General features: G+C 68.1%; 24 protein-coding genes and 1 riboswitch. Of the genes, 15 read left to right on the top strand and 9 right to left on the bottom strand.

Annotated features, from left to right (window positions below):
- The first annotated feature begins 57 nt into the window (after window positions 1–57).
- Entirely contained in the window at window positions 58–423 is a 366-nt protein-coding gene (locus RIN18_RS01785) for a VOC family protein (protein ID WP_309102224.1), read from the top strand.
- Here the strand turns inward: RIN18_RS01785 and mfd are convergent.
- On the bottom strand, window positions 399–3,983 hold the full coding sequence (mfd, locus tag RIN18_RS01780) for a transcription-repair coupling factor (RefSeq protein ID WP_309102223.1): 3,585 nt from the start codon (window positions 3,981–3,983) through the stop codon (window positions 399–401). The two genes, RIN18_RS01785 and mfd, sit on opposite strands and share 25 nt — an antisense overlap.
- A gap of 91 nt (window positions 3,984–4,074) precedes the next feature.
- Here mfd and RIN18_RS01775 point away from each other — a divergent pair, with 91 nt between their 5' ends.
- From RIN18_RS01775 to RIN18_RS01730, 10 genes are all read left to right on the top strand, one after another.
- On the top strand, window positions 4,075–4,281 hold the full coding sequence (locus RIN18_RS01775; RefSeq protein ID WP_309102222.1) for a hypothetical protein: 207 nt from the start codon (window positions 4,075–4,077) through the stop codon (window positions 4,279–4,281).
- A gap of 84 nt (window positions 4,282–4,365) precedes the next feature.
- On the top strand, window positions 4,366–5,229 hold the full coding sequence (locus tag RIN18_RS01770) for a DNA-formamidopyrimidine glycosylase family protein (protein ID WP_309102221.1): 864 nt from the start codon (window positions 4,366–4,368) through the stop codon (window positions 5,227–5,229).
- 87 nt (window positions 5,230–5,316) lie between these two features.
- Window positions 5,317–5,461: riboswitch (FMN riboswitch) on the top strand.
- A 51-nt stretch (window positions 5,462–5,512) separates the two neighbouring features.
- Entirely contained in the window at window positions 5,513–6,601 is a 1,089-nt protein-coding gene (gene ribD / locus RIN18_RS01765) for a bifunctional diaminohydroxyphosphoribosylaminopyrimidine deaminase/5-amino-6-(5-phosphoribosylamino)uracil reductase RibD (RefSeq protein ID WP_309102220.1), read from the top strand.
- The gene (locus RIN18_RS01760) at window positions 6,601–7,230 is read left to right on the top strand and encodes a riboflavin synthase (RefSeq protein WP_309102219.1); all 630 of its coding nucleotides are present in this window, start codon (window positions 6,601–6,603) and stop codon (window positions 7,228–7,230) included. Before ribD ends, RIN18_RS01760 begins: the two co-directional genes overlap by 1 nt.
- A complete protein-coding gene (gene ribA, locus RIN18_RS01755) occupies window positions 7,227–8,495 on the top strand; it encodes a GTP cyclohydrolase II (RefSeq protein WP_309102218.1) in 1,269 nt (422 codons plus the stop codon). Before RIN18_RS01760 ends, ribA begins: the two co-directional genes overlap by 4 nt.
- On the top strand, window positions 8,492–8,965 hold the full coding sequence (ribH, locus tag RIN18_RS01750; protein WP_309102217.1) for a 6,7-dimethyl-8-ribityllumazine synthase: 474 nt from the start codon (window positions 8,492–8,494) through the stop codon (window positions 8,963–8,965). The genes ribA and ribH overlap by 4 nt, the downstream gene beginning before the upstream one ends.
- Before the next feature lie 83 nt (window positions 8,966–9,048).
- The gene (locus tag RIN18_RS01745) at window positions 9,049–9,402 is read left to right on the top strand and encodes a Fe-S protein (RefSeq protein ID WP_309102216.1); all 354 of its coding nucleotides are present in this window, start codon (window positions 9,049–9,051) and stop codon (window positions 9,400–9,402) included.
- A 346-nt stretch (window positions 9,403–9,748) separates the two neighbouring features.
- Entirely contained in the window at window positions 9,749–11,209 is a 1,461-nt protein-coding gene (locus tag RIN18_RS01740; RefSeq protein ID WP_309102215.1) for an MFS transporter, read from the top strand.
- A 128-nt stretch (window positions 11,210–11,337) separates the two neighbouring features.
- Window positions 11,338–11,544 (top strand): AsnC family protein, encoded by a 207-nt coding sequence (locus RIN18_RS01735; RefSeq protein WP_309102214.1) that lies wholly within the window; start codon window positions 11,338–11,340, stop codon window positions 11,542–11,544.
- Window positions 11,545–11,624: 80 nt separating this feature from the next.
- Complete coding sequence (locus tag RIN18_RS01730; protein WP_309102213.1) at window positions 11,625–13,508, top strand: ABC transporter ATP-binding protein; 1,884 nt, start codon at window positions 11,625–11,627, stop codon at window positions 13,506–13,508.
- Window positions 13,509–13,731: 223 nt separating this feature from the next.
- Here the strand turns inward: RIN18_RS01730 and RIN18_RS01725 are convergent, their stop codons facing one another.
- On the bottom strand, window positions 13,732–15,597 hold the full coding sequence (locus RIN18_RS01725) for a phosphoenolpyruvate carboxykinase (GTP) (protein WP_309102212.1): 1,866 nt from the start codon (window positions 15,595–15,597) through the stop codon (window positions 13,732–13,734).
- Window positions 15,598–15,707: 110 nt separating this feature from the next.
- On the opposite strand from RIN18_RS01725, the gene RIN18_RS01720 reads away from it, so the two are divergent.
- Complete coding sequence (locus RIN18_RS01720) at window positions 15,708–17,150, top strand: helix-turn-helix domain-containing protein (protein WP_309102211.1); 1,443 nt, start codon at window positions 15,708–15,710, stop codon at window positions 17,148–17,150.
- 4 nt (window positions 17,151–17,154) lie between these two features.
- Here the strand turns inward: RIN18_RS01720 and RIN18_RS01715 are convergent, their stop codons facing one another.
- Window positions 17,155–18,201 (bottom strand): winged helix DNA-binding domain-containing protein, encoded by a 1,047-nt coding sequence (locus tag RIN18_RS01715; protein WP_309102210.1) that lies wholly within the window; start codon window positions 18,199–18,201, stop codon window positions 17,155–17,157.
- Window positions 18,202–18,289: 88 nt separating this feature from the next.
- Entirely contained in the window at window positions 18,290–18,955 is a 666-nt protein-coding gene (locus RIN18_RS01710; protein ID WP_309102209.1) for an SDR family oxidoreductase, read from the bottom strand.
- Window positions 18,956–19,115: 160 nt separating this feature from the next.
- Between RIN18_RS01710 and RIN18_RS01705 the strand changes: the two genes are divergently transcribed.
- Both RIN18_RS01705 and RIN18_RS01700 read left to right on the top strand, forming a co-directional pair.
- Entirely contained in the window at window positions 19,116–19,916 is an 801-nt protein-coding gene (locus tag RIN18_RS01705) for a DUF222 domain-containing protein (protein ID WP_309102208.1), read from the top strand.
- Between the two features lie 73 nt (window positions 19,917–19,989).
- Window positions 19,990–20,544 carry an HNH endonuclease signature motif containing protein gene (locus RIN18_RS01700; protein ID WP_309102207.1) on the top strand — a complete coding sequence of 185 codons (555 nt, stop codon included), beginning with the start codon at window positions 19,990–19,992 and terminating at the stop codon, window positions 20,542–20,544.
- Between the two features lie 87 nt (window positions 20,545–20,631).
- Here RIN18_RS01700 and RIN18_RS01695 read toward each other — a convergent pair whose 3' ends face one another.
- The 5 genes from RIN18_RS01695 to RIN18_RS01685 all read right to left on the bottom strand — a co-directional run bounded on the left by RIN18_RS01695 (window position 20,632) and on the right by RIN18_RS01685 (window position 24,191).
- Window positions 20,632–21,300, bottom strand: coding sequence for a hypothetical protein (locus RIN18_RS01695; protein WP_309102206.1), 669 nt, complete (start codon window positions 21,298–21,300; stop codon window positions 20,632–20,634).
- A gap of 347 nt (window positions 21,301–21,647) precedes the next feature.
- A complete protein-coding gene (locus RIN18_RS17630) occupies window positions 21,648–21,902 on the bottom strand; it encodes an RNA polymerase sigma factor (protein WP_375163478.1) in 255 nt (84 codons plus the stop codon).
- Window positions 21,841–22,302, bottom strand: coding sequence for an RNA polymerase sigma factor (locus tag RIN18_RS17625; RefSeq protein WP_375163477.1), 462 nt, complete (start codon window positions 22,300–22,302; stop codon window positions 21,841–21,843). The genes RIN18_RS17630 and RIN18_RS17625 overlap by 62 nt, the downstream gene beginning before the upstream one ends.
- A gap of 67 nt (window positions 22,303–22,369) precedes the next feature.
- A complete protein-coding gene (gene murQ, locus RIN18_RS01690; protein ID WP_309102205.1) occupies window positions 22,370–23,323 on the bottom strand; it encodes an N-acetylmuramic acid 6-phosphate etherase in 954 nt (317 codons plus the stop codon).
- Complete coding sequence (locus RIN18_RS01685) at window positions 23,295–24,191, bottom strand: BadF/BadG/BcrA/BcrD ATPase family protein (protein ID WP_309102204.1); 897 nt, start codon at window positions 24,189–24,191, stop codon at window positions 23,295–23,297. The genes murQ and RIN18_RS01685 overlap by 29 nt, the downstream gene beginning before the upstream one ends.
- 73 nt (window positions 24,192–24,264) lie before the next feature.
- Here RIN18_RS01685 and RIN18_RS01680 point away from each other — a divergent pair, with 73 nt between their 5' ends.
- Window positions 24,265–25,122, top strand: a complete 858-nt coding sequence (locus RIN18_RS01680) for a MurR/RpiR family transcriptional regulator (RefSeq protein ID WP_309102203.1) — start codon at window positions 24,265–24,267, stop codon at window positions 25,120–25,122.
- The last annotated feature ends 98 nt before the right edge of the window (window positions 25,123–25,220 follow it).

Below are 25,220 nucleotides of genomic sequence, written 5' to 3'. Positions count from 1 at the left end.
GAACGGCGGGCAGCCGCGGGCGTTGACCGCGCGGAGCCTTCATCGTACGGTGCCGCCATGAGCGTGACGCGCCTCTTCCCGATCCTTCGCTCCGTCGACCTCGCCGCGTCGATCGCGTTCTACGAACAGGCCTTCGCCGCCGAGGTCACCTACCGGTTCGCTCCCGAGGGCGGCGACGTCGTGTACGTGGCACTCGCCGTCGGGGGCGGCACCATCGGCATCGGGTTCGAGCCGGAGGTCGCCACGGGCGACGCCATCGCGCTCTGGATCTACACCGACGACATCGAGGCGGACTTCGCCGCCGCCGTCGCTGCGGGCGCCGAGGCGCTGAGCGGCCCCGCCGACATGCCGTGGGGCGAGCGCGTCGCAGAGCTTCGCGACCCCGACGGCAACCACATCTATCTCGGGCTCGACACCGTCTGATCGTCCGCGGCCGCGACCGATTCCGGGAACATCGCGGTGAACAGCTGCTCCACCCACTCCAACAGTCCTGCGTCCGTCGGGGCTTCCCCGCCCGGGCGCGGCATCGGCACGACGAGCGCCTCTCCGCCCGCGAGCAGCTTCGCGTTCGGATACAACCGCTGCAGCCTGACCCTCATGGAGTCCTCGAAGCGCGCCGGTGCGATCCGCAGGTTCGATCCCATCGCGACGACATCCGTCAACCCGGCACGTGCCGCGCGACGACGCAGCCTCGCGATGGAGATCAGACCGGACACCTCTGCCGGCGGCGCACCGTAGCGGTCGGTCAGCTCCTCGATCACCAGATCGATCGCGTCATCCTTCGCCGTCGCCGCGGACGCCGCCGAGAGCTTCTGGTACGCCTCGAGACGAAGCCGCTCACTGTCGATGTAGTCCTCAGGAATCCGGGCGTCGAGCGGGAGCTCGAGGCGAAGCTCTGTCCCGGTCTCGACCTCCTCGCCGCGGAACGTCGCCACAGCCTCGCCGATCATGCGCAGATACAGATCGAATCCGACGCCGGCGATGTGCCCAGCCTGCTCCGCGCCCAGGAGGTTCCCCGCTCCCCTGAGTTCCAGATCCTTGAGCGCGACCTGCATTCCGGAACCGAGATCATTGTTCACGGCGATCGTCTGCAGCCGGTCGGCGGCGGTCTCCGACAGCGGTTTCATCTCGTCGTAGAGGAAGTACGCGTACGCGCGTTCGCGGGCACGGCCGACACGGCCGCGCAGCTGGTGCAGCTGCGACAGGCCGTACTTGTCGGCGCGATCGATGATGATCGTGTTCGCGTTCGAGATGTCGAGCCCCGTCTCGACGATCGTGGTGCAGACGAGCACATCGAACTTGCGCTCCCAGAAGTCGTCGACGACCTGCTCCAGCTGGTGCTCACCCAGCTGTCCGTGCGCGACCGCGATGCGTGCTTCCGGGACGAGCTCCGCGAGCTGCGACGCGACGCGCTGGATCGACTGCACCCGGTTGTGGACGAAGAACACCTGCCCCTCGCGCAGGATCTCGCGCCGGATCGCGGCCGCGATCTGCTTGTCGCTGCGGGGACCCACGAACGAGAGGATCGGATGCCGGTCCTCCGGCGGGGTCTGCAGCGTCGACATCTCGCGGATGCCGGTCACCGCCATCTCGAGCGTGCGGGGAATCGGGGTCGCACTCATCGCGAGGATGTCGACGTTCGTCTTCATCTTCTTCAGCGCATCCTTGTGCTCCACCCCGAAGCGCTGCTCCTCGTCGATGATCATCAGGCCGAGGTCCTTGAACATGATCTGATCGGTGAGGATCCGGTGGGTGCCGATGACCATGTCGACCGTGCCGTCGAGGAGTCCCTGCAGCGTGAGCTTCGCCTCCTTGTCGCTCTGGAAGCGCGACAGCGGACGCACCTTCACCGGAAAGCCCGCGAACCTCTCGGTGAACGTTTCGAGGTGCTGTTTGACAAGCAGGGTCGTCGGCACCAGCATCGCGACCTGCTTGCCGTCCTGGATCGCCTTGAAGGCCGCGCGCACCGCGACCTCGGTCTTGCCGAATCCGACGTCGCCCGAGAGCAGCCGGTCCATCGGGATCGGCCGCTCCATGTCGGCCTTGATCTCGTCGATCGTCTGCAGCTGATCGGGCGTCTCGGCGAAGGGGAACGCCTCTTCGAGCTCGCGCTGCCACGGGGTGTCCGGCCCGAACGCATGACCCTTCGCGCTCATCCTGGCCGAATACAGCTTGACCAACTCGACCGCGATGTCTCTGACGGCCTTGCGCGCCTTGCCCTTGGCCTGCGCCCAGTCGCTTCCGCCCATCTTCGACAGGGTCGGCGCCTCGCCTCCGACGTACTTCGACAGCAGGTCGAGCTGATCGGTCGGCACGAAGAGCTTGTCGCCGGGGTAGCCGCGCTTGGAGGGCGCGTACTCCAGCACGAGGTAGTCGCGAAGGGACTTGGTCGCATTGCGCCCGCCCGTCGACACCTCGCGCTGCGTCATCTCGACGAAGCGGCCGATGCCGTGGGTGGCGTGCACGACGTAGTCGCCCTGCTTCAGCTGCAGGGGGTCGACGACGTTCTTGCGGCGCGAGGCGAGCTTCTTGACGACCCGCTGGTCTCCGCCGATCGTGCGCCCGTAGAACTCATTGTCGGTGAGGACGGCGAGCTTCGCCTGAGCGATCTGGAAGCCGGCCTCGACCGAACCGGTCACCAGGGTTGCCACTGCCGGGTCAGGCGCGTCGGTGAGGCTGTCGACGATGCGCGCGGCGATGCCCCGATCTGCCAGCACGTCCCTTGCCCGCTCGACGAGCCCGTGACCGGCGGCGATGACCACGACCCGCCAGCCGTCGGCGACACGAGCGTCGACGAACTCGATCGCCCCGTCGACGTTGCCGTGGAACGACGGGATGACGGCGGCATCGAGGTTCGCGTCGTCGACGTCGCCCTCGCCGAGCCCGGCACCGAACGGGCTCAGTCGCCACCAGACGCCGCCGCGTTCGCGGACCACCTCACGAAGCTGCGCCACGGTGAGGAAGTCTCCGGCACCGAGATCGATGGGCGCGGACGCGCCGGAGGTCGCAGCGCTCCATGCCGCGTCCAGGAACTCGCGGTTGGTGTCGCCCAGAGTGATCGCTCGCGCGGTGGAGCGTTCGGGATCGACGAGTGCGGTCGCGCTTCCTGCCGGCAGATACTCCACGAGCGACTTCAGAGGACCGGAGACGGCGGGCAGGAGCGACTCCATCCCCTCGACCGGGATACCCTCCGCCATCTTCTCGAGCATCCCGGCGATGGCGGGGAATCCGTCGATGAGCGCGCGTGCTCGTTCGCGAACGTCTGCGGTGAGCAGCAGCTCACGGCTGGGCGGCAGGTCGACGTGGTCGATGTCACCGGGAAGCGAGCGCTGATCGGCGACCGAGAACGCCCGTATCTGGTCGATCTCGTCGCCGAAGAACTCGACGCGCAGTGGATGCTCGGATGTGGGCGGGAAGACGTCGAGGATTCCGCCTCGGACCGCGAACTCGCCGCGACGGGACACCATGTCGACCCGGGAGTACGCGCGTTCGACGAGTTGCTCGGCGACGCGGTCGAGCTCGTTGCCGCGGCTCCCGAGTGCGAGTTCGAGCGGGGCGAGCTCGCCGAGGTTGCCGGCGATCGGCTGCAGGGCGGCGCGCACCGAAGCGACGACGATCAGCGGAGCATCGCCCGACCACTGCGCGATGCGGCGCAGCGTCTGCAGGCGATGACCCACCGTGTCGGGGCTCGGGCTCAGCCGCTCGTGCGGCAGCGTCTCCCACGCGGGGAAGGTGAGCACCTGGGCATCGGGAGCGTACGCCTCGAGCGCTGCGGCGAGGGTCTCCACCCGCCTGCCGGTCGGGGCGACGGCCAGGAGAGCCGCGGGGTGACCTGCCTCGTGGCGACGACGGAGCAGCCCGGCGAGTGCCGGCGCGTCCAGCCCGTCCACGAGGCCGAGATCGGCATCCGTCTGCGCCCAGGTGAGGGCATCGCGGTAAAGGGTCGCCTCTTCCAAGGCGCGCAGAATCCCCGGAACAGTCACCGGATAAGCCTAGTCGCGGCATCCGACATCGGGCTGTGCGCGGACGGAGCTTCGCCGCGCCCCGTCGGACTGCAGGTTCGGACGCTCACACATGGGCGGTCAGGGCATCCGCCGGCGCGCCAATAGGATGCCGGGATGGAGTTCCTCCTCCTGGATTCAGGCACGAGGGTCTGCAGCGCAGGCCCCTGTCAGCCCGCGCGGGCGCGTCGACGGGTGGGTCGCCGGGCTGCTCGCGACGGATGACCGCTTCCCCGTGGCGTCGCCGGTCCGCGACGAGGCGGTCGGCGACCGCGTCTGACCGCCCCCGCTCCGATCGGAATCGAGGCGCCAGGAATCCGGGAACCCCCGTGACGATGTCGGATGCGGATGGCAGGATGAGTTCATGCCGGAGATGCCGGAGGTCCAGGGGCTCGCAGCCTTCCTCGGCGAGCGCGCCGTCGGCCGCACACTCACGCGCGTCAGCGTGTCAGCGATCGCCGCACTGAAGACGTACGATCCCCCGGTCACGGCCCTGCAGGGAGCGGTGGTGTCGGCATCGACCCGCCGCGGCAAGTTCATCGTCCTCTCGTTCGGCGAGGAGCTGCACCTGGTGTTCCACCTCGCGAAGGCCGGGTGGCTGCGCTGGTACGACGCGCTTCCCACCACCCTGATCAAGCCCGGCAAGACGCCGATCGCTCTGCGCGTCGCGCTCGGCGACGGCAGCGGATTCGATCTGACGGAGGCCGGGACGAAGAAGTCGCTCGCGGTCTACGTCGTGCGAGACCTCGAGGACGTCCCAGGGATCGCGAGGCTCGGGCCCGACCCGCTCGAGCCCGAGTTCACCCTGGAGGTGTTCGCCGGCCTCCTGGCGGGCAAGCGGATGCAGATCAAGGGGCTCCTTCGGGATCAGGCGGTGATCGCGGGTATCGGCAACGCCTATTCCGACGAGATCCTGCATGCGGCGCGCATGTCTCCGTACGCGATCGCCGCCACGCTCGATACCGAGGACGTCGAGCGGCTGTTCGAGGCGACGCAGAGCACGCTGAGGGACGCCGTCGCCGAAGCCTCCGGCAAACCGCCCGCCGACCTCAAGGACGCCAAGCGCCGCGGCATGCAGGTGCACGCGCGACGCGGCGAGGCATGCCCGGTCTGCGGTGACACGGTTCGCAGCGTCTTCTTCGCCGACCGCTCACTGGAGTACTGCCCGACGTGCCAGACCGGCGGCAAGCCGCTCGCCGACCGCCGCCTGTCGCGCCTTCTGAAGTAGCTCCGCCAGCGGCAGCGGTGCCCGATCACGTGAGAATCGCGCACGGAATGAAATCCATTCAGATGCGTTGAGTACACTCAGAGCATCAACGTGCTCCGGGGTCGGTGAGAATCCGAACCGGCGGTGACAGTCCGCGAGCGCCGAGGGAGACCTCGGTGCCGATCCGGTGGAATTCCGGAACCGACGGTGATGCGAAGGAGACTTCGCTAGTCCGGATGGGAGGCAGCACGATGCGCCGACGCGCGCGTTCTGCCGACCCCGGAGCCTCACCGAAGGACGACGGATGGCAGTGAACGAGGCAGAGCGCGATGCGATGGCCCGCGCACTGGAGCTCGCCGTCCGTGGCCCCCGCGGCGTGAATCCGCAGGTCGGAGCGGTCATCCTGTCACCTGCGGGCGAGGTGGTCGCCGAGGGATGGCATCGCGGTGCCGGTACCGCTCACGCCGAGGTCGACGCGCTCTCGAAACTCGCACCCGGTGCCGCGCACGGCGCGACCGCCGTCGTCACCCTCGAGCCCTGCAACCACACCGGACGCACGGGCCCCTGCGCGCTCGCTCTCATCGATGCCGGAATCTCGCGCGTCGTTTACGCGCTCGACGACCCTGGCAGGCAGTCCGGCGGCGGAGCACAGCGGCTTCGCGACGCGGGCGTCGCCGTCGTCGCCGGCGAGCAGGCGGATGCCGCCGGCCGCGTCATCGCGGACTGGCTGACCGCCGCGCGGCTCGGCCGGCCGCACATCACCGTGAAATGGGCGCAGAGTCTCGATGGCCGCGCGGCGGCTGATGACGGCACCAGCCAGTGGATCACCGGCGCCGCCGCGCGCGCAGACGTGCACCGGAGGCGCTCAGCGGCGGATGCCATCGTGGTCGGGACCGGCACGGTGCTCGCCGACGACCCTGCCCTCACCGCTCGCGACGGCGACCGCCTCCACGACCACCAGCCGATTCCCGTGGTGATCGGCTCTCGGGCGATTCCGGCGGATGCGGCCCTCCGGCGCCATCCGCGCGACCCTCTCCTGTACGACACGAGAGACCTGCGCGCTGTCGTCGCGGACCTTCACGCACGCGGCATCCAGACGGCCTTCATCGAGGGCGGCCCGACACTCGCGAGCGCGTTCATCGCGGAAGGCCTCGCGGACCGCGTGCTGGCATACGTCGCGCCGGTGCTCCTCGGCGGCGGACGACTCGCCCTCACCGACATCGGCGTCGCATCCATCGACGGCGCACGACGCCTGACCGTCGATGAGTGGATCCCCCTCGGCGCAGACCTGCTCGTCGTCGCGCGTCCGGCCGAGAACCACCCGACCCGAACCCACCCGACCGAAGACGACGCCGCGAACGACTCGCGTGTCACGAACGAAGGAGCCGCCTGATGTTCACCGGAATCATCGAGGAGATCGGCGAGATCACCGCCATCGCACCCGCCGGAGACGGCTGGCGGCTCACCGTGCGTGCGCCCCGGGCAGCGGCCGATGCCGTGCACGGCGAATCGATCGCCGTCTCGGGCGTGTGCCTGACCGTGGTCGGTTCGACGGCTGACACCTTCGACGCCGACGTGATGAAGCAGACCCTGGATGTCGCCGCGCTCAGCGGCGCTTCGGTCGGCAGCCGCGTCAACATCGAGAAGGCGATGCCCGTCGGCGCCCGGCTCGGCGGCCATATCGTGCAGGGTCACGTCGACGGCACAGGCGACGTGCTGGAGGTGCGCCCCGGCGCCGAGTGGAGTGTTCTTCGGATCAGCCTCCCCGCAGACCTGGCGCCGCTCGTCGTCGACAAGGGATCGATCTCGGTCGACGGCACCTCGCTCACCGTCAGCGCTGTCAGCGACCCCGGCGAGACGGCGGCCTGGTTCGAGGTCTCCCTCATCCCCGAGACTCTCGTCGCCACCACGCTCGGCTCTCGCGCGGTCGGCGATCGCGTCAGCCTCGAGACCGACATCCTCGCCCGGCACGTCGAGCGTCTGCTCGCCTTCCGGGCCGTCACGGAAGGAGGCTCGCGATGAGCCTTGCCACCATCCCGCAGGCGCTCGAAGCGCTGCGCGCCGGGCGTCCGGTCATCGTCGCCGACGATGAGAACCGCGAGAACGAGGGGGACGTCATCCTCTCGGCCGAGCTCGCCACGCCGGAGTGGGTGGCGTGGACGGTTCGCTGGTCATCGGGCTTCATCTGCGCGCCCATGCCCGCCGATCTCGCCGACAGCCTGAACTTGCAGCCGATGGTCGAGTCCAATGAGGACGCCCGGTCCACCGCGTACACCGTCAGCGTCGATGCAGCCGAGGGCGTGACCACCGGTATCAGCGCGTTCGATCGCGCCCACACCCTCAACGTGCTCGCGAACCCGGCCTCGACGGCGTCGAGTCTGATCCGCCCCGGTCACGTGCTCCCACTGCGTGCCGTCGACGGCGGCGTGCGAGAGCGCAGCGGGCACACTGAGGCAGCGGTCGAACTCATGCGGCTGGCCGGCCTGCGTCCGGTGGGCGCGATCGCCGAGGTGGTCGCCGAAGACGGCAGCATGATGCGCCTGCCGGGGCTCATCGAGCTCGGCGAGCGCGACGGCGTCCCCGTCATCACGATCGAACAGCTCATCGCGCACCTCGACGAGGTCGATCCCCGGGACGAGGCGGCGAGCGCCCCCAAGAGTCGTCGGGTCAGCCTGCGCGCCGACTCCACCGTCCCCACCACGCACGGCACCTTCCGCTTCCTCGCGTACAAGGACCGCGTCACCGGCACCGACCATATCGCCGTCGTGTCGGGAGAACTCTCCGAGACGGCACTGGTCAGAGTGCACTCGGAATGCCTGACCGGTGAGGCGTTCGGATCGCTGAAATGCGAGTGCGGACCGCAGCTGGAGGCCGCACTCGACGCGATCGAGCGAGAGAGCGGCGTCGTCATCTACATGCGCGGTCACGAGGGCCGAGGAATCGGACTGATCAACAAACTCCGCGCATACAGCCTGCAGGAGGAGGGGTTGGACACCGTCGACGCGAACCTCGCACTCGGGCTGCCGGCGGATGCTCGGGAGTACGCCGCCGCCGCCGGCATCCTCGGTGACCTCGGCGTCTCCAGGGTGCGGCTGCTGACCAACAACACCGACAAGGTCAACCAGCTGCGCGAGCTCGGCCTCGACGTCATCGAGCAGGTGCCGCTCATCGTCGGCGTCGGCCCGAACAACCACCAGTACCTCGAGACCAAGCGGGACCGCATGGGACACATCATCGGCGAGGCGGAGCTGGCAGAGGCTCTCGCCAACGGAAGGAGCAACGCATGAGCGGCGCAGGAGCACCGACCACGGGCGACATCGACGGACGAGGACTGAACGTCGTCGTCATCGCAGGCACCTGGCACGAGATCATCAGCAACGGTCTCATCGCGGGCGCGCAGCGGGTCCTCGATGCCGCCGGTGCCAGCCACCGGCTGGTGCGGGTTCCCGGCTCGTTCGAGCTGGCCGTGGCAGCGCAGGCGGCCTTCGCGGGCGGCGCGGACGCCGTCGTCGCGCTCGGCGTGATCATCCGCGGCGGTACACCCCACTTCGAGTACGTGTCCGCGGCGACCACCGACGGGCTGACCCGGGTGTCGCTGGATGCCGGCAAGCCGGTGGGTTTCGGTCTGCTCACTCTCGACGACGAGAAGCAGGGGCTGGATCGTGCCGGTCTCGAGGGGTCCAAGGAGGACAAGGGCGCCGAGGCGGCGGATGCCGCGCTGCGTACGGCGCTGGTCATCAAGGACCTCCTCGGCTGACCCGGCGCAGTCGGGACACCACCCGCAGACGCTGAGGCTCACCTACCTGGCGGATGCGGTCACCTGATGGCTACGGTAAAGGCATGGAGACTCTGCGTCTGATCGTCGTCCTCATCCACCTCGTCGGCTTCGCCGTCCTGTTCGGCGCGTGGGCCGCGCAGGCGTTCGGCGGCGGGCGTCAGATCACCAGGATCATGGACTACGGCCTGCTGATCGCCGGTCTCGCCGGTCTCGCGCTCGCAGCGCCGTGGGGCATCGACGGCGAGCTCAACTACGTCAAGATCGGCGTCAAGTTGGTCGTTCTGATCGTCATCGGCGCCCTGCTCGGTATCGGCACCGCCCGCCAGAAGCGCGACGAGGGGGTGCCTCCGGTGATGTTCTGGCTCATCGGCGTGCTGACCCTCGTCAACGCCGGTCTCGGGGTGCTCTGGCGCTGACCGACTCGCACGCCCGGCGTGGTGCTCCCCGACGGAGCACCACCGGTGGCCGTGGGCAGCAGGTCAGCGGGTCGCGGCGCGCGGCGCTGCCGTGCTCCCCCGCACGATGAGCTCAGTGCCCACCAGCGGCGTCTGAACCGGACCGCGACCGTCGAGTTGCACCGGCAGCGCATCGACGGCGAGCGCACCGCTGGCCATTCGGCGTGGGCGGGCGAGCTCTCCCTGCCCGAGGCTTCGGACCTGTTCCTCGACACGTCGAATGAGACCGGCCGCGCTCGCACAGCGAACGCTCAACACCGCGTAAACTCCCACGTGCTCCGCACGGAGCGAGGAACGAAGGAGAATCTTGAGCACTGCAACCGCGCCCGCGAACCCCCGTTCGCGAGTCATCACGGCGAGCCTGGTCGGCACCACGATCGAGTTCTACGATTTCTACGCCTACGCGACAGCTGCCGTGCTCGTGTTCCCGGTGCTGTTCTTCCCGACCGGCAACGACACCACGTCGCTGCTGTCGTCGTTCGCGGTGTTCGGCGCGGCGATGGTCGCACGCCCGATCGGCGCTGTCGTGTTCGGTCACTTCGGCGACAAGTTCGGCCGCAAGGCGACGCTGGTGGCCTCTCTTCTCACGATGGGCATCGCGACGTTCATCATCGGACTGCTGCCGACGTTCCAGCAGATCGGCTGGTGGGCAGCGCTCCTGCTGCTGATCCTCCGCCTCGCCCAGGGCTTCGCACTCGGCGGTGAATGGTCGGGAGCAGCGCTCGTCGCGACGGAGAACGCGCCCAAGGGCAAGCGCGCCTGGTACGGCACCTTCCCGCAGCTGGGAGCCCCTCTCGGATTCATCATCGCGAACTTCCTGTTCCTGGCCATCAACTGGATGCTGCCGCACTCCGAGAACCCGGCGCTGAAGTCCGAGGCCTTCCTGTCATGGGGCTGGCGCATCCCGTTCCTCTTCTCCGCCGTCATGGTCATCATCGGCCTGTGGGTGCGGCTGAAGCTCGTGGAATCCGAGACCTTCACGAAGGCGTCGAAGAAGGGCGCCCTGCGCAAGCTGCCGCTGGCGACGGTGTTCCGTCATCACTGGAAGAAGCTGATTCTCGGCACGTTCATCATGCTGGCCACCTACGTGCTGTTCTATCTGATGACGAACTTCACCCTCGCCTACGGCACGAAGGCCGCCTCTCTCGAGACCGCGTCCGCCGCGGCGAAGGCGGCTGCCGAAGCCACCGGCAAGGACTTCGACGCCGCCGCCTTCGCGGATCAGTTCTACCCGGGGCTCGGCTTCGGCTACACCGACTTCGTGCTGATGCAGATCATCGGGGTGGTCTTCTTCGGGATCTTCACGCTCCTCTCCGGCCCGATCGCCGACGCCGTAGGCCGGCGCAAGCTCCTGCTGTGGGTGACGGGTGCGATCGTCGTGTTCGGGCTGTCGTTCAACGCCTTCCTCCTGCCGGCCTCCGACCCGAAGTTCACCGGAGCCCTGGTACAGGCGTTCCTCGTGTTCGGCTTCCTGCTCATGGGCGCGACGTTCGGCCCGATGGGCGCCCTCTTGCCGGAGCTCTTCCCGACGAACGTGCGGTATACGGGCTCGGCGATCTCGTACAACGTCTCGTCGATCCTCGGTGCGGCCGTCGCTCCCCTCATCGCCATCGAACTGTGGCGAATGGGTGGCGGAGAGCCTTGGCTCGTGGGTCTGTACCTGTCCGCCATGGGCGTGTTGACCTTCGTCGCCCTGATCCTCACGCCCGAGACGAAGGACAGCGACTACGAGGAGGATCTCGGACTCGCGGCATCCGCTGAGCTCTGATCTTCCCTCCGTCGTGAATGGCTGCACCCGAGTCGGGTGCAGCCATTCTGCACGTGGGTCAGAATCCTACGTCAATGCATGTTGACATTTCACCAGGCGTCAACGACGATTGACGCACGGAGGTCGAGATGACGATACGCACGGCATTGGCACAGGATGAGGGCGGCGAACCCCTGGCGGAGTTGACCCGCCTCGCCGGGATTCGCCAGGAGATCTCGCGCGCCGAGGAGGTCCAGGTGCGACGCGCCCGCAACTCCGGATACTCGTGGCAGGCGATCGCCAGCGCGCTGGGAGTCTCCAAGCAGGCAGTCCACCGCAAGTACGGCCGCCGGTGACGTCGGCCCCACAGCCCACCCACAGGATTCGCGACCGCACGAAGTACTGTCGTAGCAAGCCCTTTCAGAACGAGGTCCGCATGTCCAGCACGGCGACGCGCCGACGCGGAAGGGGTGCGCAGCAGGAAGGTCCGCGCGCCACATTCCGCCAGCTTCTCCCCTTCCTCTTCGAGCACAAGCGCACGCTGATCGTCGTCGCCGTGCTCAGCGTCATCGGCGCAGCGACCTCGCTCGTGCAGCCACTGCTTGTCGGGCAGGTCATCGAGGCGGTGCAGTCCGATCGTGGAATCGGCATCCTGGTGTGGCTGCTCGTCGGATTCGTGATCGTGTCGTCGATCATCTCCGGTTATCAGCACTACCTGCTGCAGCGAACAGGTACCGCCGTCGTGCACTCGAGCCGCCGGAAACTGATCGCCCGCATCCTGCACCTGCCGATCAGCGAGTTCGACGCCCGCCGCACCGGCGACCTCGTCTCCCGGGTGGGTACGGACACGACGCTGCTGTACGCCGTGCTCACGCAGGGCTTGGCGGATGCCGTCGGCAGCGCGATCCTGTTCCTCGGTGCCCTGATCGCGATGCTGCTCATCGACCCGATCCTGCTGCTCTTGATCGTCGTCGTGATCGGCGTGTCCGTGGCGATCGTGGTGGCCCTCAGCGACCGCATCCGCACGGCATCCACCGCCCAACAGGAGACGGTCGGCCAGCTCGCATCGGGCGTCGAGCGCGCGGTCGGGTCGATCCGGACTGTCCGCGCATCCGGTGCGACAGACCGAGAGACGGCGGCGGTGTCGGAGCTGGCTGCTGATGCGTACGTCATCGGCGTGCGGATCGCGAAGATCTCGTCCCTCGTGGTCCCCATCGCCGGCATCGCTCTGCAGCTGTCGCTGCTGGTCGTGCTCGGCGTGGGCGGGTTCCGCGTCGCCGCCGGGGCGATCACGATCGGGCAGCTGATCTCGTTCATCATGTTCCTGTTCCTGCTGGTGATGCCGCTGGCCTCGACCTTCGGCGCCATCACCTCGGTGAACCAGGCGCTCGGCGCGCTGGGTCGCATCCAGGAGGTGCTCGACCTCCCCACCGAGACGGAGGGCGACGCCCCGCTCACGGAGAGGTCTCTCCGGGACGAGCCCGATGCTCTCGCGCCCGCGATCGAGTTCCGCGACGTGCACTTCCACTATCCGGCGAATGTGGTCGCCGCTCGCGCAGCCGCCGCCAGGGAGGCTCAGAACGTGCTGGCCGACGCGCATCTCGAGCGTGTCGAGGACGAGCCCGGCCCGCGAACCGACCGTGAGGTGCTCCGAGGCGTCTCCTTCGCCGTGCCGCGGGGCGCCCGCGTCGCGCTGGTGGGGCCGAGCGGGGCCGGAAAGAGCACGATCCTCTCACTCCTGGAGCGCTTTTACGACTCGACGGGTGGGTCGATCCGCCTGTACGGCCATGATGTTCGCACCTATCCCCGCGACGAGCTGCGCCGCCAGTTCGGTTACGTCGAGCAGGACGCGCCGACGCTCGCCGGCACCCTGGCGGACAACCTGCGACTGGCAGCACCCGACGCCTCCGACGCCGCGTGCGCGCAGGTTCTGCGCGCGGTGAATCTGGGTGACGTGCTCGAGCGCGACCCGCTCGGCCTGGAGGCGCCCGTCGGAGAGGACGGCGTCATGCTGTCCGGAGGCGAGCGCCAGCGTCTCGCGATCGCGCGGGCTCTGCTGACCGATGCGCCGATCCTGCTGCTGGACGAGTCGACATCATCCCTCGACGGGGTGAACGAGCAGCGGATGCGGGAAGCCATCGACGCCGTCTCCGCCGATCGCACGCTCGTCGTCATCGCGCACCGGCTCTCGACCGTGGTCGACAGCGACCTGATCGTCGTGCTCGAGGACGGCGTCGTGGTGGGTCAGGGCACGCACGCCGAGCTGATCGAGTCGACGCCGCTGTACCGCGACCTCGCCCGCCACCAGCTCCTGGCCTGAGATCTCTCCCTCCTCCGCGAGACTGCATCTTCACGCCGAGACAGTGGCGCAAAGTCAGCCTCCCGGCGCGCACGTGCACTCTCGCGGATCAACAAGGGGAAGGGGGCGCGAAGGCGGGATGCCGGAACCACTCAGCCATGGGTTCGTCCGCGGCATCCCGCCTTCGCGGGCATGGGCACCGAGCGGTGCAGAGGTGCCGGCTCCCCGAACCGGCACCGGTCTGTCAGCGCGCCTGCGCGAGTCGGTAGCGGAGCGCGGCCAGCTCGGCGCGCAGGGCAGCCGGGAGCTTGTCACCGAAGGTGTCGTAGAACTCCTCGGTCAGGTCGGCTTCCGTCGACCAGGCCGCCGGATCGATGGAGAACAGCTCCTCGAGGTCGGCCTCAGGCAGGTCGAGACCGTCGAGGTTCAGATCCCTCACGCGCGGCAGCCGGCCGATCGGGCTGTCGACGGCGGGAACCTCTCCGGCGATGCGGCGGATGATCCAGTCCACGACGCGCGAGTTGTCACCGAAGCCCGGCCACAGGAACCGGCCGTCGTCACCGCGGCGGAACCAGTTCACCTGGAAGATGCGCGGCGCACGGTCGAAGCGCAGAGAGCGTCCGACCTTCAGCCAGTGAGCGAAGTAGTCGCCCATGTTGTAGCCGCAGAAGGGCAGCATCGCGAAGGGGTCGCGGCGCAGCTCTCCGACGGTGCCCTCGGCTGCTGCCGTGCGCTCGGAGGAGATGTTGGAGCCGAGGAAGACACCGTGCGTCCAGTCGGTCGCCTCGACGACGAGCGGAACGTTGGTGGCACGACGGCCCCCGAAGAGGATCACATCGAGCGGCACGGCCTGCTCCCAGTCCTCGGATATCTGCGGGCACTGCGCAGCAGAGACAGTGAAGCGCGAGTTCGGGTGCGCCGCCGGCCGTCCGCAGTCACGAGTCCAGTCGTTGCCCTCCCAGTCGATGAGCTCGGCGGGCGCCTCCTCGGTCAGGCCCTCCCACCAGACGTCCCCGTCGGGGCGGAGTGCGACGTTCGTGAAGATGGTGTTGCCCCAGAGCGTCTCGACCGCCGTGACGTTCGTCGACTCACCGGTGCCCGGGGCGACGCCGAAGAACCCCGCCTCGGGGTTGATCGCCCACAGTCGCCCGTCCTCGCCGGGGCGGATCCAGGCGATGTCGTCGCCGAGGGTTTCGACCCGCCAGCCCGGAATCGTGGGACGCAGCATCGCCAGGTTCGTCTTTCCGCAGGCGGAGGGGAACGCTGCGGCCACGTGGTACTGCTTGCCGTTCGGGTCGATCACCCGGATGAGCAGCATGTGCTCGGCGAGCCAGCCTTCGTCTCGGGCGATGACCGACGCGATGCGCAGCGCGAAGCACTTCTTCGCGAGAATCGCATTCCCGCCGTAGCCAGAGCCGTATGAGTACACCTCGAGGGTGTCGGGGAAGTGCACGATGTACTTCTCGTCGTTGCACGGCCACTCGACGTCAGGCTCCCCCTGCGCCAGCGGAGCACCGACCGAGTGCACCGTCTTGACCCACGGGGCGCCGTCTGCGATCCGACGCGTCACGGCGTCGCCCACCCTGGTCATGATGCCGATGGATGCCACCGCGTACGCACTGTCGGTGATCTGCACCCCGATGTGAGAGAAGGGCCCGCCCACCGGCCCCATCGAGAACGGCACGACGTACATCGTGCGTCCCCGCATCGATCCCTCGAAGAGTCCGTTCATCTTCTGGCGCATCTCGGCGGGATCCGCCCAGTTGTTGGTCGGGCCCGCGTCCTCCTCCCGCTCGGACGAGATGAAAGTGCGGCCTTCGGTCCGGGCGACGTCGCTCGGGTGGGAGCGTGCGAGGTACGACCCCGGCCGCCATTCCGGATTGAGCTTGATGAGCTTGCCCTCGTCGACGAGACCGCGCAGCAGCCAGTCGTTCTCGGCTCGCGAGCCGTCCACCCAGTGCACGTCGGCCGGCTGGGTGAGGCTGCGGATCTCCGCCACCCACGCCACGAGCTCTGCCATCGCGGGAGTGTCGTAGCTCGGGGCCGTTCCGAAAGTGCGCGCGGGGGCGACGGCGGACGTGCGCGGGGTGAAGACTTCGGCGATGGCCATGGCTCTGCTCCTTTGAAGTGTGCGGCTGTGCATCCATCTTCTTCGCGAATCACAGGATTTTCCGGCTTGATGCCTCGTAAAAAGTTCAGATCTTTCGCTATGCTCAAGGAATGGCGTCCTCCGGCATCCACCTCACCACCCTCGGCCACCGCATCCGCCACCACCGGCTCGACAACGGCTTCACACTCGACGAACTCGGTGCCCTCGTGGGTGTCGCCGGCTCACAGCTGAGCCTGATCGAGAACGGCAAGCGCGAGCCCAAACTGTCGCTCCTCCAGGCCATCGCTCACGCCACGGGCACGGAGGTCGCGGACCTCATCTCCGGGGAGCCGCCGAACCGGCGAGCGGCGCTGGAGATCGAGCTCGAGCGCGCGCAGGAGAGCCCGGTCTTCCGTCAACTGGGAATCGCACCGGTGCGGGTCACCAAGGCGATGAGTGACGAGACCCTCGAGTCGCTCCTCGGTCTTCACCGCGAGCTGCAGCGCCGAGAGCGGGAGGCGATCGCCACACCGGAGGAGGCGAGGCGCGCGAACACCGAACTGCGCCTGCGCATGCGCGCCCAGCACAACTACCTTCCCGAGATCGAGAAGCTCGCCGAGAAGCAGCTGCGCTCCGCCGGTCACACGCAGGGCGCCCTCACGCACCGCACGGTGAACATCATGGCCGAGAAGCTGGGCTTCGAGCTGATCTACGTCAACGACCTGCCGCACTCCACGCGATCGGTGACCGACCTCGAGAACGGACGGATCTATCTGCCCCCGGCATCCATCCCGGGAGGACACGGCCTGCGGTCCATGGCCCTCCAGGCGATGGCGCACCGCCTTCTCGGTCACACTCCCCCGACCGACTACGCCGACTTCCTGCAGCAGCGCCTCGAGATCAACTACTTCGCCGCCTGCTGCCTCATGCCGGAGACGGCATCCGTCGCGTTCCTGCAGCAGGCGAAGAAGGACCGCAACCTCGCCGTCGAGGACTTCCGAGACGCATTCGGCGTCACCCATGAGGCCGCCGGAATGCGGATGACGAATCTGCTCACCCAGCATCTCGGGATGCGTCTGCACTTCCTCCGCGTCGACGCCACCGGGGCGATCGCCCGCGTCTACGAGAACGACGATCTGCCACTGCCGATGGACGTCACCGGGGCCGTCGAGGGTCAGCGCGTGTGCCGCAAGTTCCAGGCCAGGGCCGCGTTCACGCAGCAGAACCGCACGACAGAGCACCACCAGTACACCGACACCCCGTCTGGCACCTTCTGGTGCTCGACGCAGACGGGTGCGTCCAGCGACGGGGAGTTCTCGGTGACGGTCGGCGTTCCGTTCGACGACGCGCGCTGGTGGCGCGGACGCGAGACGACGGATCGGGCGACATCGACCTGCCCCGACGAGGCGTGCTGCCGACGTCCGCCGTCAGAGCTCGCCGACCGCTGGAACGGCAAGGCCTGGCCCAGCGCGCGTGTGCACACACACATGTTCTCGCCGCTCCCCCGTGGCGCCTTCCCCGGGGTCGACGACAACGAGGTCTACGCCTTCCTCGGGCGGCACGCGAGCGAGTAGGCGCTCACGCTCCGATGAATCGCGTGAACCGGACGAGCGCATCGGCGACGGCATCCGTGTCGGCCGCTGCCTCGAAGAACTCGGCCGGGGCTCCGAGCGACGCGCTCGCATGGGTCCAGCATCCGATGACCCGCCCCTTCTCGACGAGCGTGGCGCGCACCATTCCGTTCTTGCCGGGGCCGACGGCGGCGAGGTGCTCGGGCGCGCAGACCGTGGCGCGGTCCGCATACGAGATGTAGTACTCGTCGAAGGCGCCGAGGGCATGGACGGATGCCGCCTTCGGCGAGCGGCGCGGGCGGCTCTTCGCGGCGAACACGCCCTCGGCGACTTCCTCGACGCGAGCGGCGGCACGCTCGGCGGCCTCCCTCGACACACCGAGCGTGAGTCCGGACCACCATGCGAAGTCGGTGACCTTCGCCGGCCCGTGCCCGTCGAGGTACCGCACGAACAGCTCCGCGAGCGGATCGTCGGGCGTCGCGTGCTCGCGGATGTGGTCTTCCACGAGCACGAAGCGCTGCTCGCGTGTCACCCCGTCGCGGGAGACGACGGGGCCCTGGCAGATCAGCCCGTCGATGGTGAGGGCGAACAACAGGTGGAGTCCGCGTTGCCCTGTCGGATCGATCCCCACCCCGTCGAGCAGTTCGAACGCCTCGGTGCGCGTCCGCCCGCCGTCACGCAGCGCGGGTGTCAGCGCGCGCGCCGCCACGGCGATCATCTCGCCGTCGATTCCGAGGTCACGATTTCGGGATGCGCCCTGCTGGCGCTGCCGCGCCGCAGTCACCGAAAGCACCCAGCCGAGGTCGCGCGCCGGGATCGTGTGCAGGGTTCCGCGCATCGTCCATGCCCGCACGAGGTCGCCGCGGTCGAACGCCCTGTCGACGTCGCGCAGTGTCGGCGAACCGCTCGTCCGCACCGCCAAAGCCCACCGCCCGGCCGTGAAGTCCTGACTCTGCACGGCGAGCATGTGGCCTGCCGCATCAGCCACCGTGCGCGTCGGAGCGGTGAGCCGGTGGGATCGGAGACGCTCGGCGAGCAGGGTGTCGGTCTTCATGAGTTCATCATGCCGCGGACGACCGACGGGGTGGGATGGGACGCGGTGGCCTCGTCGCGTTGGCCCCTCGTCGGGACAGTGCCGCTTCTCAGTATCGCGCGGAGAACGCCCCGTCGCTCTTGAGCAACTGCCCCGAGATCCAGCGCCCTTCCTCCGACACGAGGAACTCCACCACGGCGGCGACGTCGGCCGGACGCCCGAGCCGGCCCAGCGGCGTCATGGCTCCGAGACTGCTGCGGGTGTCGTCATCCATCCAGCCGGTGTCGATCGGGCCGGGGTTGAGCACGTTCGCTGAGATTCCGCGCGGCCCGAGTTCGCGCGCCGCCGAGATCACCAGGCGATCGAGGGCGCCCTTCGACGCGCCGTACGGCAGATTGCCCGTGACGTGGTCGCTCGTGAGTGCGACGATGACGCCGCCATCATCGCCTGCCTGACGGGCGAAGGCGGCGATCAGGAGCAGGCTCGCCCTGGCGTTCACGGCGACATGCAGATCGAAGCTGGCGGCGGTCGTGTCGAGGATGCCGGACTGAACGTCGTGGGCGTGACTGAGGATGAGGGCGGTTATCGTGCCGTGCTCGCGGTTCACCTGGGCGATGAGTTCGTCGGGTCCGTCCGCCGTCGAGAGGTCGGCGTCAAGGTCGGCGTCAGAGAGATCGCTGGTGACGACCGTCCAGCCGGCGGCACGCAGGCGAGGAACGATGCCGGCGGCGATGCTGTCGGCGCGCGCGGCACCGGTGATCAAAGCGAGGGGCATCCGGACACGCTACCGGACGCCTAGCGACAAGGATGTTCTGGAGGGCGAAATGGTCTTAGGTGGGAGTATGCGAGAGCAGGCGAGGATCGGCTTCTAAAGATCTCCTGATCTGGGGAAAGCACCGCTGTCAATGTCGGTGGCCCAGTGTTGAATGGTGGGTATGAACAGCACCGCGGAGCTCCTCGATCGGGTCGTTTCCGACCTGGGTCGGCTGGCCGCTGCGGATGCTGGCGCGACGCTGTCTGAGACCGAGAAGATGGAGCTGTTGCAGGCGGCCGGGCATGCGCAACGGCTGTTGGATGCCCTGATCCTGGAGACGGTGGCGTCGATAGACGGCGGCCCGGGTGTCTCAGGAGTCGATACTTTTCCGCGGCGGTTCGGATGCCGGAACATAAACGAACTGCTGCAGCGGGTACTGCGTACGGATTCGCACGAGGCGGGTCGGGTGCTGAAGACGGCGAACCTGATGCATCGTGAGGTCGAGCTCACCACCGGGGCGCCGTTGCCGGCGCGGTGGCCAGCGTTGCGGGAAGCGCTGCTGGACGGGACGGTCGGCGTTTCGGGGTTGCTGGCGGCGACCGGGCCGATCGAGCAGGCCGGGCCGCGCGTGGGTGCGGCGGACCGATTGCGGGCGGATGCGGAGCTTGCGGCTTTCGCCCGCGGACACGGTGCCACCGACCCAGACGACGCGGCTCCTCCTGCGATCCCAGACGATCTGCGAGTGCTCGCCCAGGTGATCGTCACCTATCTTGATGAAGACGGTGCGGAGCCGGCGGATGAGCGGGCGCTGCGGGAGAGGTTTCTCACCCTCGGGCGGGAGAAGAACGGCGTGGTCTCCCTCCGCGGTGCGCTTCTTCCGGATGCAGCGGGACAGTTGCAGCGCCTCCTCGACGCGTACTGCTCTCCGAAGGTCGACGGGCCACCGCACCCGGGTGAGTCGGGTGTGATGTTCCACCCGTGACACCAGCGACGACGACACCGCTCCCCTCGAGTTCGTCGACTCTCGCACCGCGCCGCAGAAACGCCATGACGCCTTGGCTGCGGTACTCACGGTCGCTGCCCGTCACGACGACGTCCCCACCCTCGGTGGCGCCGCCCCCACCCTTGTCGTTTCTGTAACGGCGGAGGACCTCGCGTCCGGGTCCGGGTGGTCGCACGTCGACGGGATCGACACTCCCGTCCCGGTCTCGGTCGCCGCTCACACTGCGTGTGCGGGCGGCATCCAACGCGTCCTGTTCGACAAGAACGGGCGGATCGTGAGCATCGGCACCACCGACCGGATCTTCACCCACCACCAACGACGCGCCATCACCCTCCGCGACAGGGAGTGCGTCATCCCCGGCTGCCACGTCCGCGCCACCTGGTGCGAGATCCACCACGTTCAAGACCACGCCAAGAGCGGGCCCACCCACACCGACAACGGCGTCGCGCTGTGCTGGTTCCACCACCGCACACTCCACACCAGCGGATGGGACATCCGCATGAATCACGGCACACCCGAAATCCGCGGACCCGCCTGGTGGGACCCCGCGCGACAATGGCGCACGCACCACCCCACCCGAGAACCCGCGCTGGTCAGACGCATCTGATCTTCGAAGGCTACTCATCGGTGATGGGAGCCCGGGCGCCGCGCCCCTTCCTTTACCGCGATGTCGACGAGCGGGATAGCTGCGACGTCACGGCGCGGGTGCAACCTCCACGATCGAAACATCGACCTTCCACGAGACCCAAGGCATGCCACGGGGAAGAAGCTTCGTGGACCTATGCGGGTATATCTCGCGACTGCCGACGATTCGACCGGTACTCGTGTCGATGTCGAGTTCCGACACGAGCAGGTCTCCGAACTCGTTGCCTTCGCTGAGCGCCGCGGACATTCGCAAGGTGGTCACGGAGCCAGTCGAGCCGGCCACGTCGACACCTGGGATGAGGCCAAGCGCCCGTAGCGACGCCGCACGTAGATCACTCGGCATCACATCGGTGCTGAGATAGCGACCGATCGTGTGAAACAGGTACCAGTCGTCCGGAGACGACAGGTGCTGTCGGTACCAGTTCAACAACTCCTGAGGGTCACGCGGCATGTCGGCATAGTCCTCGCGGAAAGGATCCCAGTATTGATCATCTTCCGTAACGTCGGTCTCCCAGGTCTGAAGCCCTCCGGGCAAGGACTCGATGCCGGCAGGGTCGGCGTCACGTTCAGGCGTCGCCGCCAGCATCCGCTCGTACGCGGGCAGCACCTGCTGGTCGCCGAAGACATTGAGAATCTCGTTGGTCAGTCGGTCATCGAGTATCCAGTCGTCTGACCGGTCGCTCGGGACGTAGAGGTCGCGGACACCCCGGGCGTGCACTGCACCCTCGGATTCTGTAAGTATCGAGGCATTGAACCCGGCGTACTCGCAGATACTGACCGGGCCCGACGACGGGTTCTGTCTCGCGGATCACGAGGCTCGCCGCGCGATCGAGCACGGCGACCGCGGCGGCTGACGCCGGCTGAGCTGCCAGGGGCGCGACCGCCCCGGCGATGACGACGGTCGCGACTATCGCTCCCGCGGTGACCGTTCCTGCCGCGACCGTCCCGCCCCACACCCATCGGGACGGCACCCGCCGCCCGCGCGGTGTAGTGATCGACGTCATCACACGTGCGCGCGATCGTTCGATGCGTGCGGTGACGGCGGGATCGGGTGCACTCTCGATCTCACGCACGAGCTCTGACAGTTCCATCATCGATCTCCCTTCCGATCCAGTTGAGTCGTGTTGTCGGTGCTCCGGGTGGCGCAAGCTTGCGCCGGACGCGATGAAGCCGGGATCCGACGGTACCGACCGGGATTCCCAGCGCCTCCGCGATTTCTTCATGCGAGAGCTCGCCCCAGGCATGAAGCAGGAACGTGTCACGATCCCTCTTGGACAGGGCCGCGATCCGGGGCGAGGATTCGGATGGCGGAGGCAGCATCCACTCGCCCGTCCGCCTCGGCGATGCCGCCCCCGCTCGTGTGCTCACCTCGTGCAGCCGATGCGTCCACTGCACGCCAATGCTTGGCTTCCGTCGCACGGTGTCTACCGGCGACTCGAACAGCGATCCCAAGCAACCACGGTCGAGCCGATGCCCACTCACGATCGAATGAGCCGCGACGCCGAAAAGCGATCAGGAACGTCTCGCTCAGACAGTCCTCCGCGGCATCGGCGCCGAGCCGTCGCCGAAGAAAGGACTCCACGACCCTCGCGTGGCGGTCGAAGACCTCACCGAACGCCTGCGGTTCTCGGTGAGAGCGTTCGATGATGTCGCTGTCGGTGCTCACACTAGGTATTCCCCGTTCGCGGCACGTGCTTTCACAAATGCATCTCTCATGCATCGCACGTCACCCGGTTCGCAATCCGCTCACGCACTGTGACGCAGGTCGGGCTTCCCGTGATCTGCCGTCAGGAGAGCGCGGCGATCGCGTCGCGCAGAATTCCCTTCGCCTGCTCCAGAGCGTCGGAGGCGACCGGCGCCGTGGCACCTGTCGCCAGCATCAGGAGGGCGAGCTTTACCGAGCCGCCGGCCGCGGCGAGCGCACGCGCGGCATCGTCGACGTCGACACCCGCAAGCTGCGACACGGTGCGGATGGATCGCGCGTGCAGCTTCTCGTTCGTGGCGAGCAGATCGACCATGACCCCGCGATACGTCTTGCCGAGCTTGATCATCGACAGCGTCGTCAGCATGTTCACGACGAGCTTCTGCGCCGTCCCCGACTTCAGCCGCGTCGATCCTGAGATGAACTCCGGACCCGTCACCACTTCGATCGCGATGTCGGCCGCGGCTCCGATCTCAGACCCTGCATTCGAGGCGATCGCGACCGTCAGCGCTCCAACACTGCGCGCGTACGTCAGACCCCCGACGACATACGGCGTGCGACCGGACGCCGAGATGCCGACGACCGTGTCGCGTTCGCCGATACCGAGCTCGCGCAGCGAAACACCCGCGGCCTCCTCGTCATCTTCGGCGTTCTCGACGGCCGACCGTATCGCGGTCTCTCCGCCTGCGATGACACCGACGACCATCGATGGATCGGTGCCGAACGTCGGCGGGCATTCGCTGGCGTCGAGCACGCCGATGCGTCCAGCGGTTCCGGCTCCGATGTAGATGAGTCGTCCGCCCCGCCGAAATCGCTCCGTGATCCGGTCGACCGCCGCAGCGATCTCGTGCGAGCACTCCGCGACGGCAGCGGGCACGAGGCGATCCTCCGCGTTCATCCGGCGAACCAGTTCTGCCGTGCTCAGCAGATCGAGATCACCTCGCTCCGTTGTCGAGGCTTCAGTGTCGAGCTGGGAGAGAACGTCCAGCAAGGCAGTCAGTCGAGAGTCGTCATTCGGCACGGTGAACGAACCTTTCATGGGGAAGATCGAAGCGACGGGCGATCAGAGCGGCGCCGTCGAGAGCGTCGCCGATTGAGCGGGTGACACCGCGCCCTGCGGCATCCAGCGACGATGTGAGTCGTCCTCGGAACCACTCGTGCGCGACAAGCCCGCCATGCAGAGCGACCTGCGTCGTGCGGGAAGATGCGGCCACGGCCGTGGCGGTGAGCAGTCGGACGGCTTCTGCGGCGATGCCCGTCGCAACCGGATCGCCGGATGCTGCGGCATCGAGGACGAGCGGCGCCAGCGTGGCAAGGTGGCGCGGGAGCGGTTGGCTCTGGGCCGCCCATGTCACGATGTCGCCCGGAGCGCCGACAGGACCAGCGATCGCTTCTCGCAGCACGGTACCCGGGCCGAGGCCGGCATCCGCCCGCAGCACAGCGCGAAGCGCCTCTCGTCCCAACCACGATCCACTTCCGAAGTCGCCGACGTCCGGACCCCAGCCGTCGATGAGGCGTGCACCGTCGGTCTCGATGCCCAGTGCCGCTGATCCGGTTCCGGCGATGAGCAGCACGCCCTCCGCGCCGGCCAGGGCTCCAGCGTGCGCGGTGACCACATCCGACGCCACGGCGACGGGCGCTCGCGTCGAGTCCGCGAGGCGGCGCGCCAGGTCGGATGCCGCGTCGGGAGCCGTCCAGGCTCCGGCTGCGCCGACACCGAGTGCCCCCATGGGCAGCTCGATGTCTCCGAGCACCGAAGAGATCGCCTGATATGCCGCGGCGGCCCCCTCGAACTCAGCCAGACCGGGAGAACCGAGACCTTCCCAAAGACCCGGCCGGTCGCTCACAGCAACCCGGCAACGCGACTTCCCGAGGTCGACGGCGATCACGGGGGGCGATGAAGACATGAAAATAGTCTACGCAAAGGGTTGCTGAGCTGAAACAATTATTCAGGCTGTAGCCGCAGTCGTGAGGAGTCACATGAGCATCCAGACGACGATCGCGGGGGCGGTCACCGCCCTGCCCCCGTCGCTCGCCCGTATCGCACGCCTGGTCGGCGACGACCCGTCCGCGGCGGTCGAGAGCACGATCAACGAACTCGCGGCACGGTGCGGCACGTCTGTCGCGTCGGTCGTGCGTTTCTGCCGGGCGATCGGCTTCGACGGCTACGCGGCGCTGCGGCGCGCACTGGCTTCCGAGCTCGGCAGGGAGTCCGCGTTCAGCGTCCATGCGGGTTTCGGATCAGAGATCGCCGTCGGGGATTCGCTGCGCGAAGCGACCGCGAAGGTCGCAGGACTCGAAGCCCTCGCGATCGAGGAGACCGTGAGCAGCCTCGACTACGACGTGCTCGAAGCCGTCGTCGACGCGCTGGACGGTGCACAGCGCATCCTTCTCTTCGGCGTCGGCGCCAGCCGGCTGGTCGCGGATGACCTCGGACACAAGCTCCTCCGGGTCGGACGCAACGCGATCGTGCTCTCCGACGCGCACGAGGCGACAGCCTCTGCCGTGGTGCGCGCGGCACCGACGACCGCCGTCGGCTTCTCACAATCGGGATCGACGGTCGAGACGGTGCGCTTCCTCGAGGCCGCCCGTTCGGCCGGAGCGGCCACGATCGGCATCACGGGCTCAAGCGGCTCACCGCTCACCCGCGTATCCGATCACACGCTCTTCACCCTCGCTCGAGAACCCCGATTCCGAGCCGGGGCGATGGTGAGCCGCATCGCTCAACTGGCACTGGTGGACTGCATCTTCCTCGGCGTCGCCCAACGCCGCTTCGATGACACGGTCGACGCGCTGCAGCGCACGGCCGACGCCGCCCGCAGCTTCCGTTCCGTCTGATCCCACGCACAGCATCGAATCGAGGCACTTCTGCACAATCGGGAATACCCCCCGGGGGTATTGGCTTCTCCTCATGGAGCGATGCCGATCGGCGGCAT

It is taken from the genome of Microbacterium sp., assembly GCF_031179285.1.
GTDB lineage: Bacteria > Actinomycetota > Actinomycetes > Actinomycetales > Microbacteriaceae > Microbacterium.
This window is presented reverse-complemented; position numbering and strand designations above follow the sequence as displayed.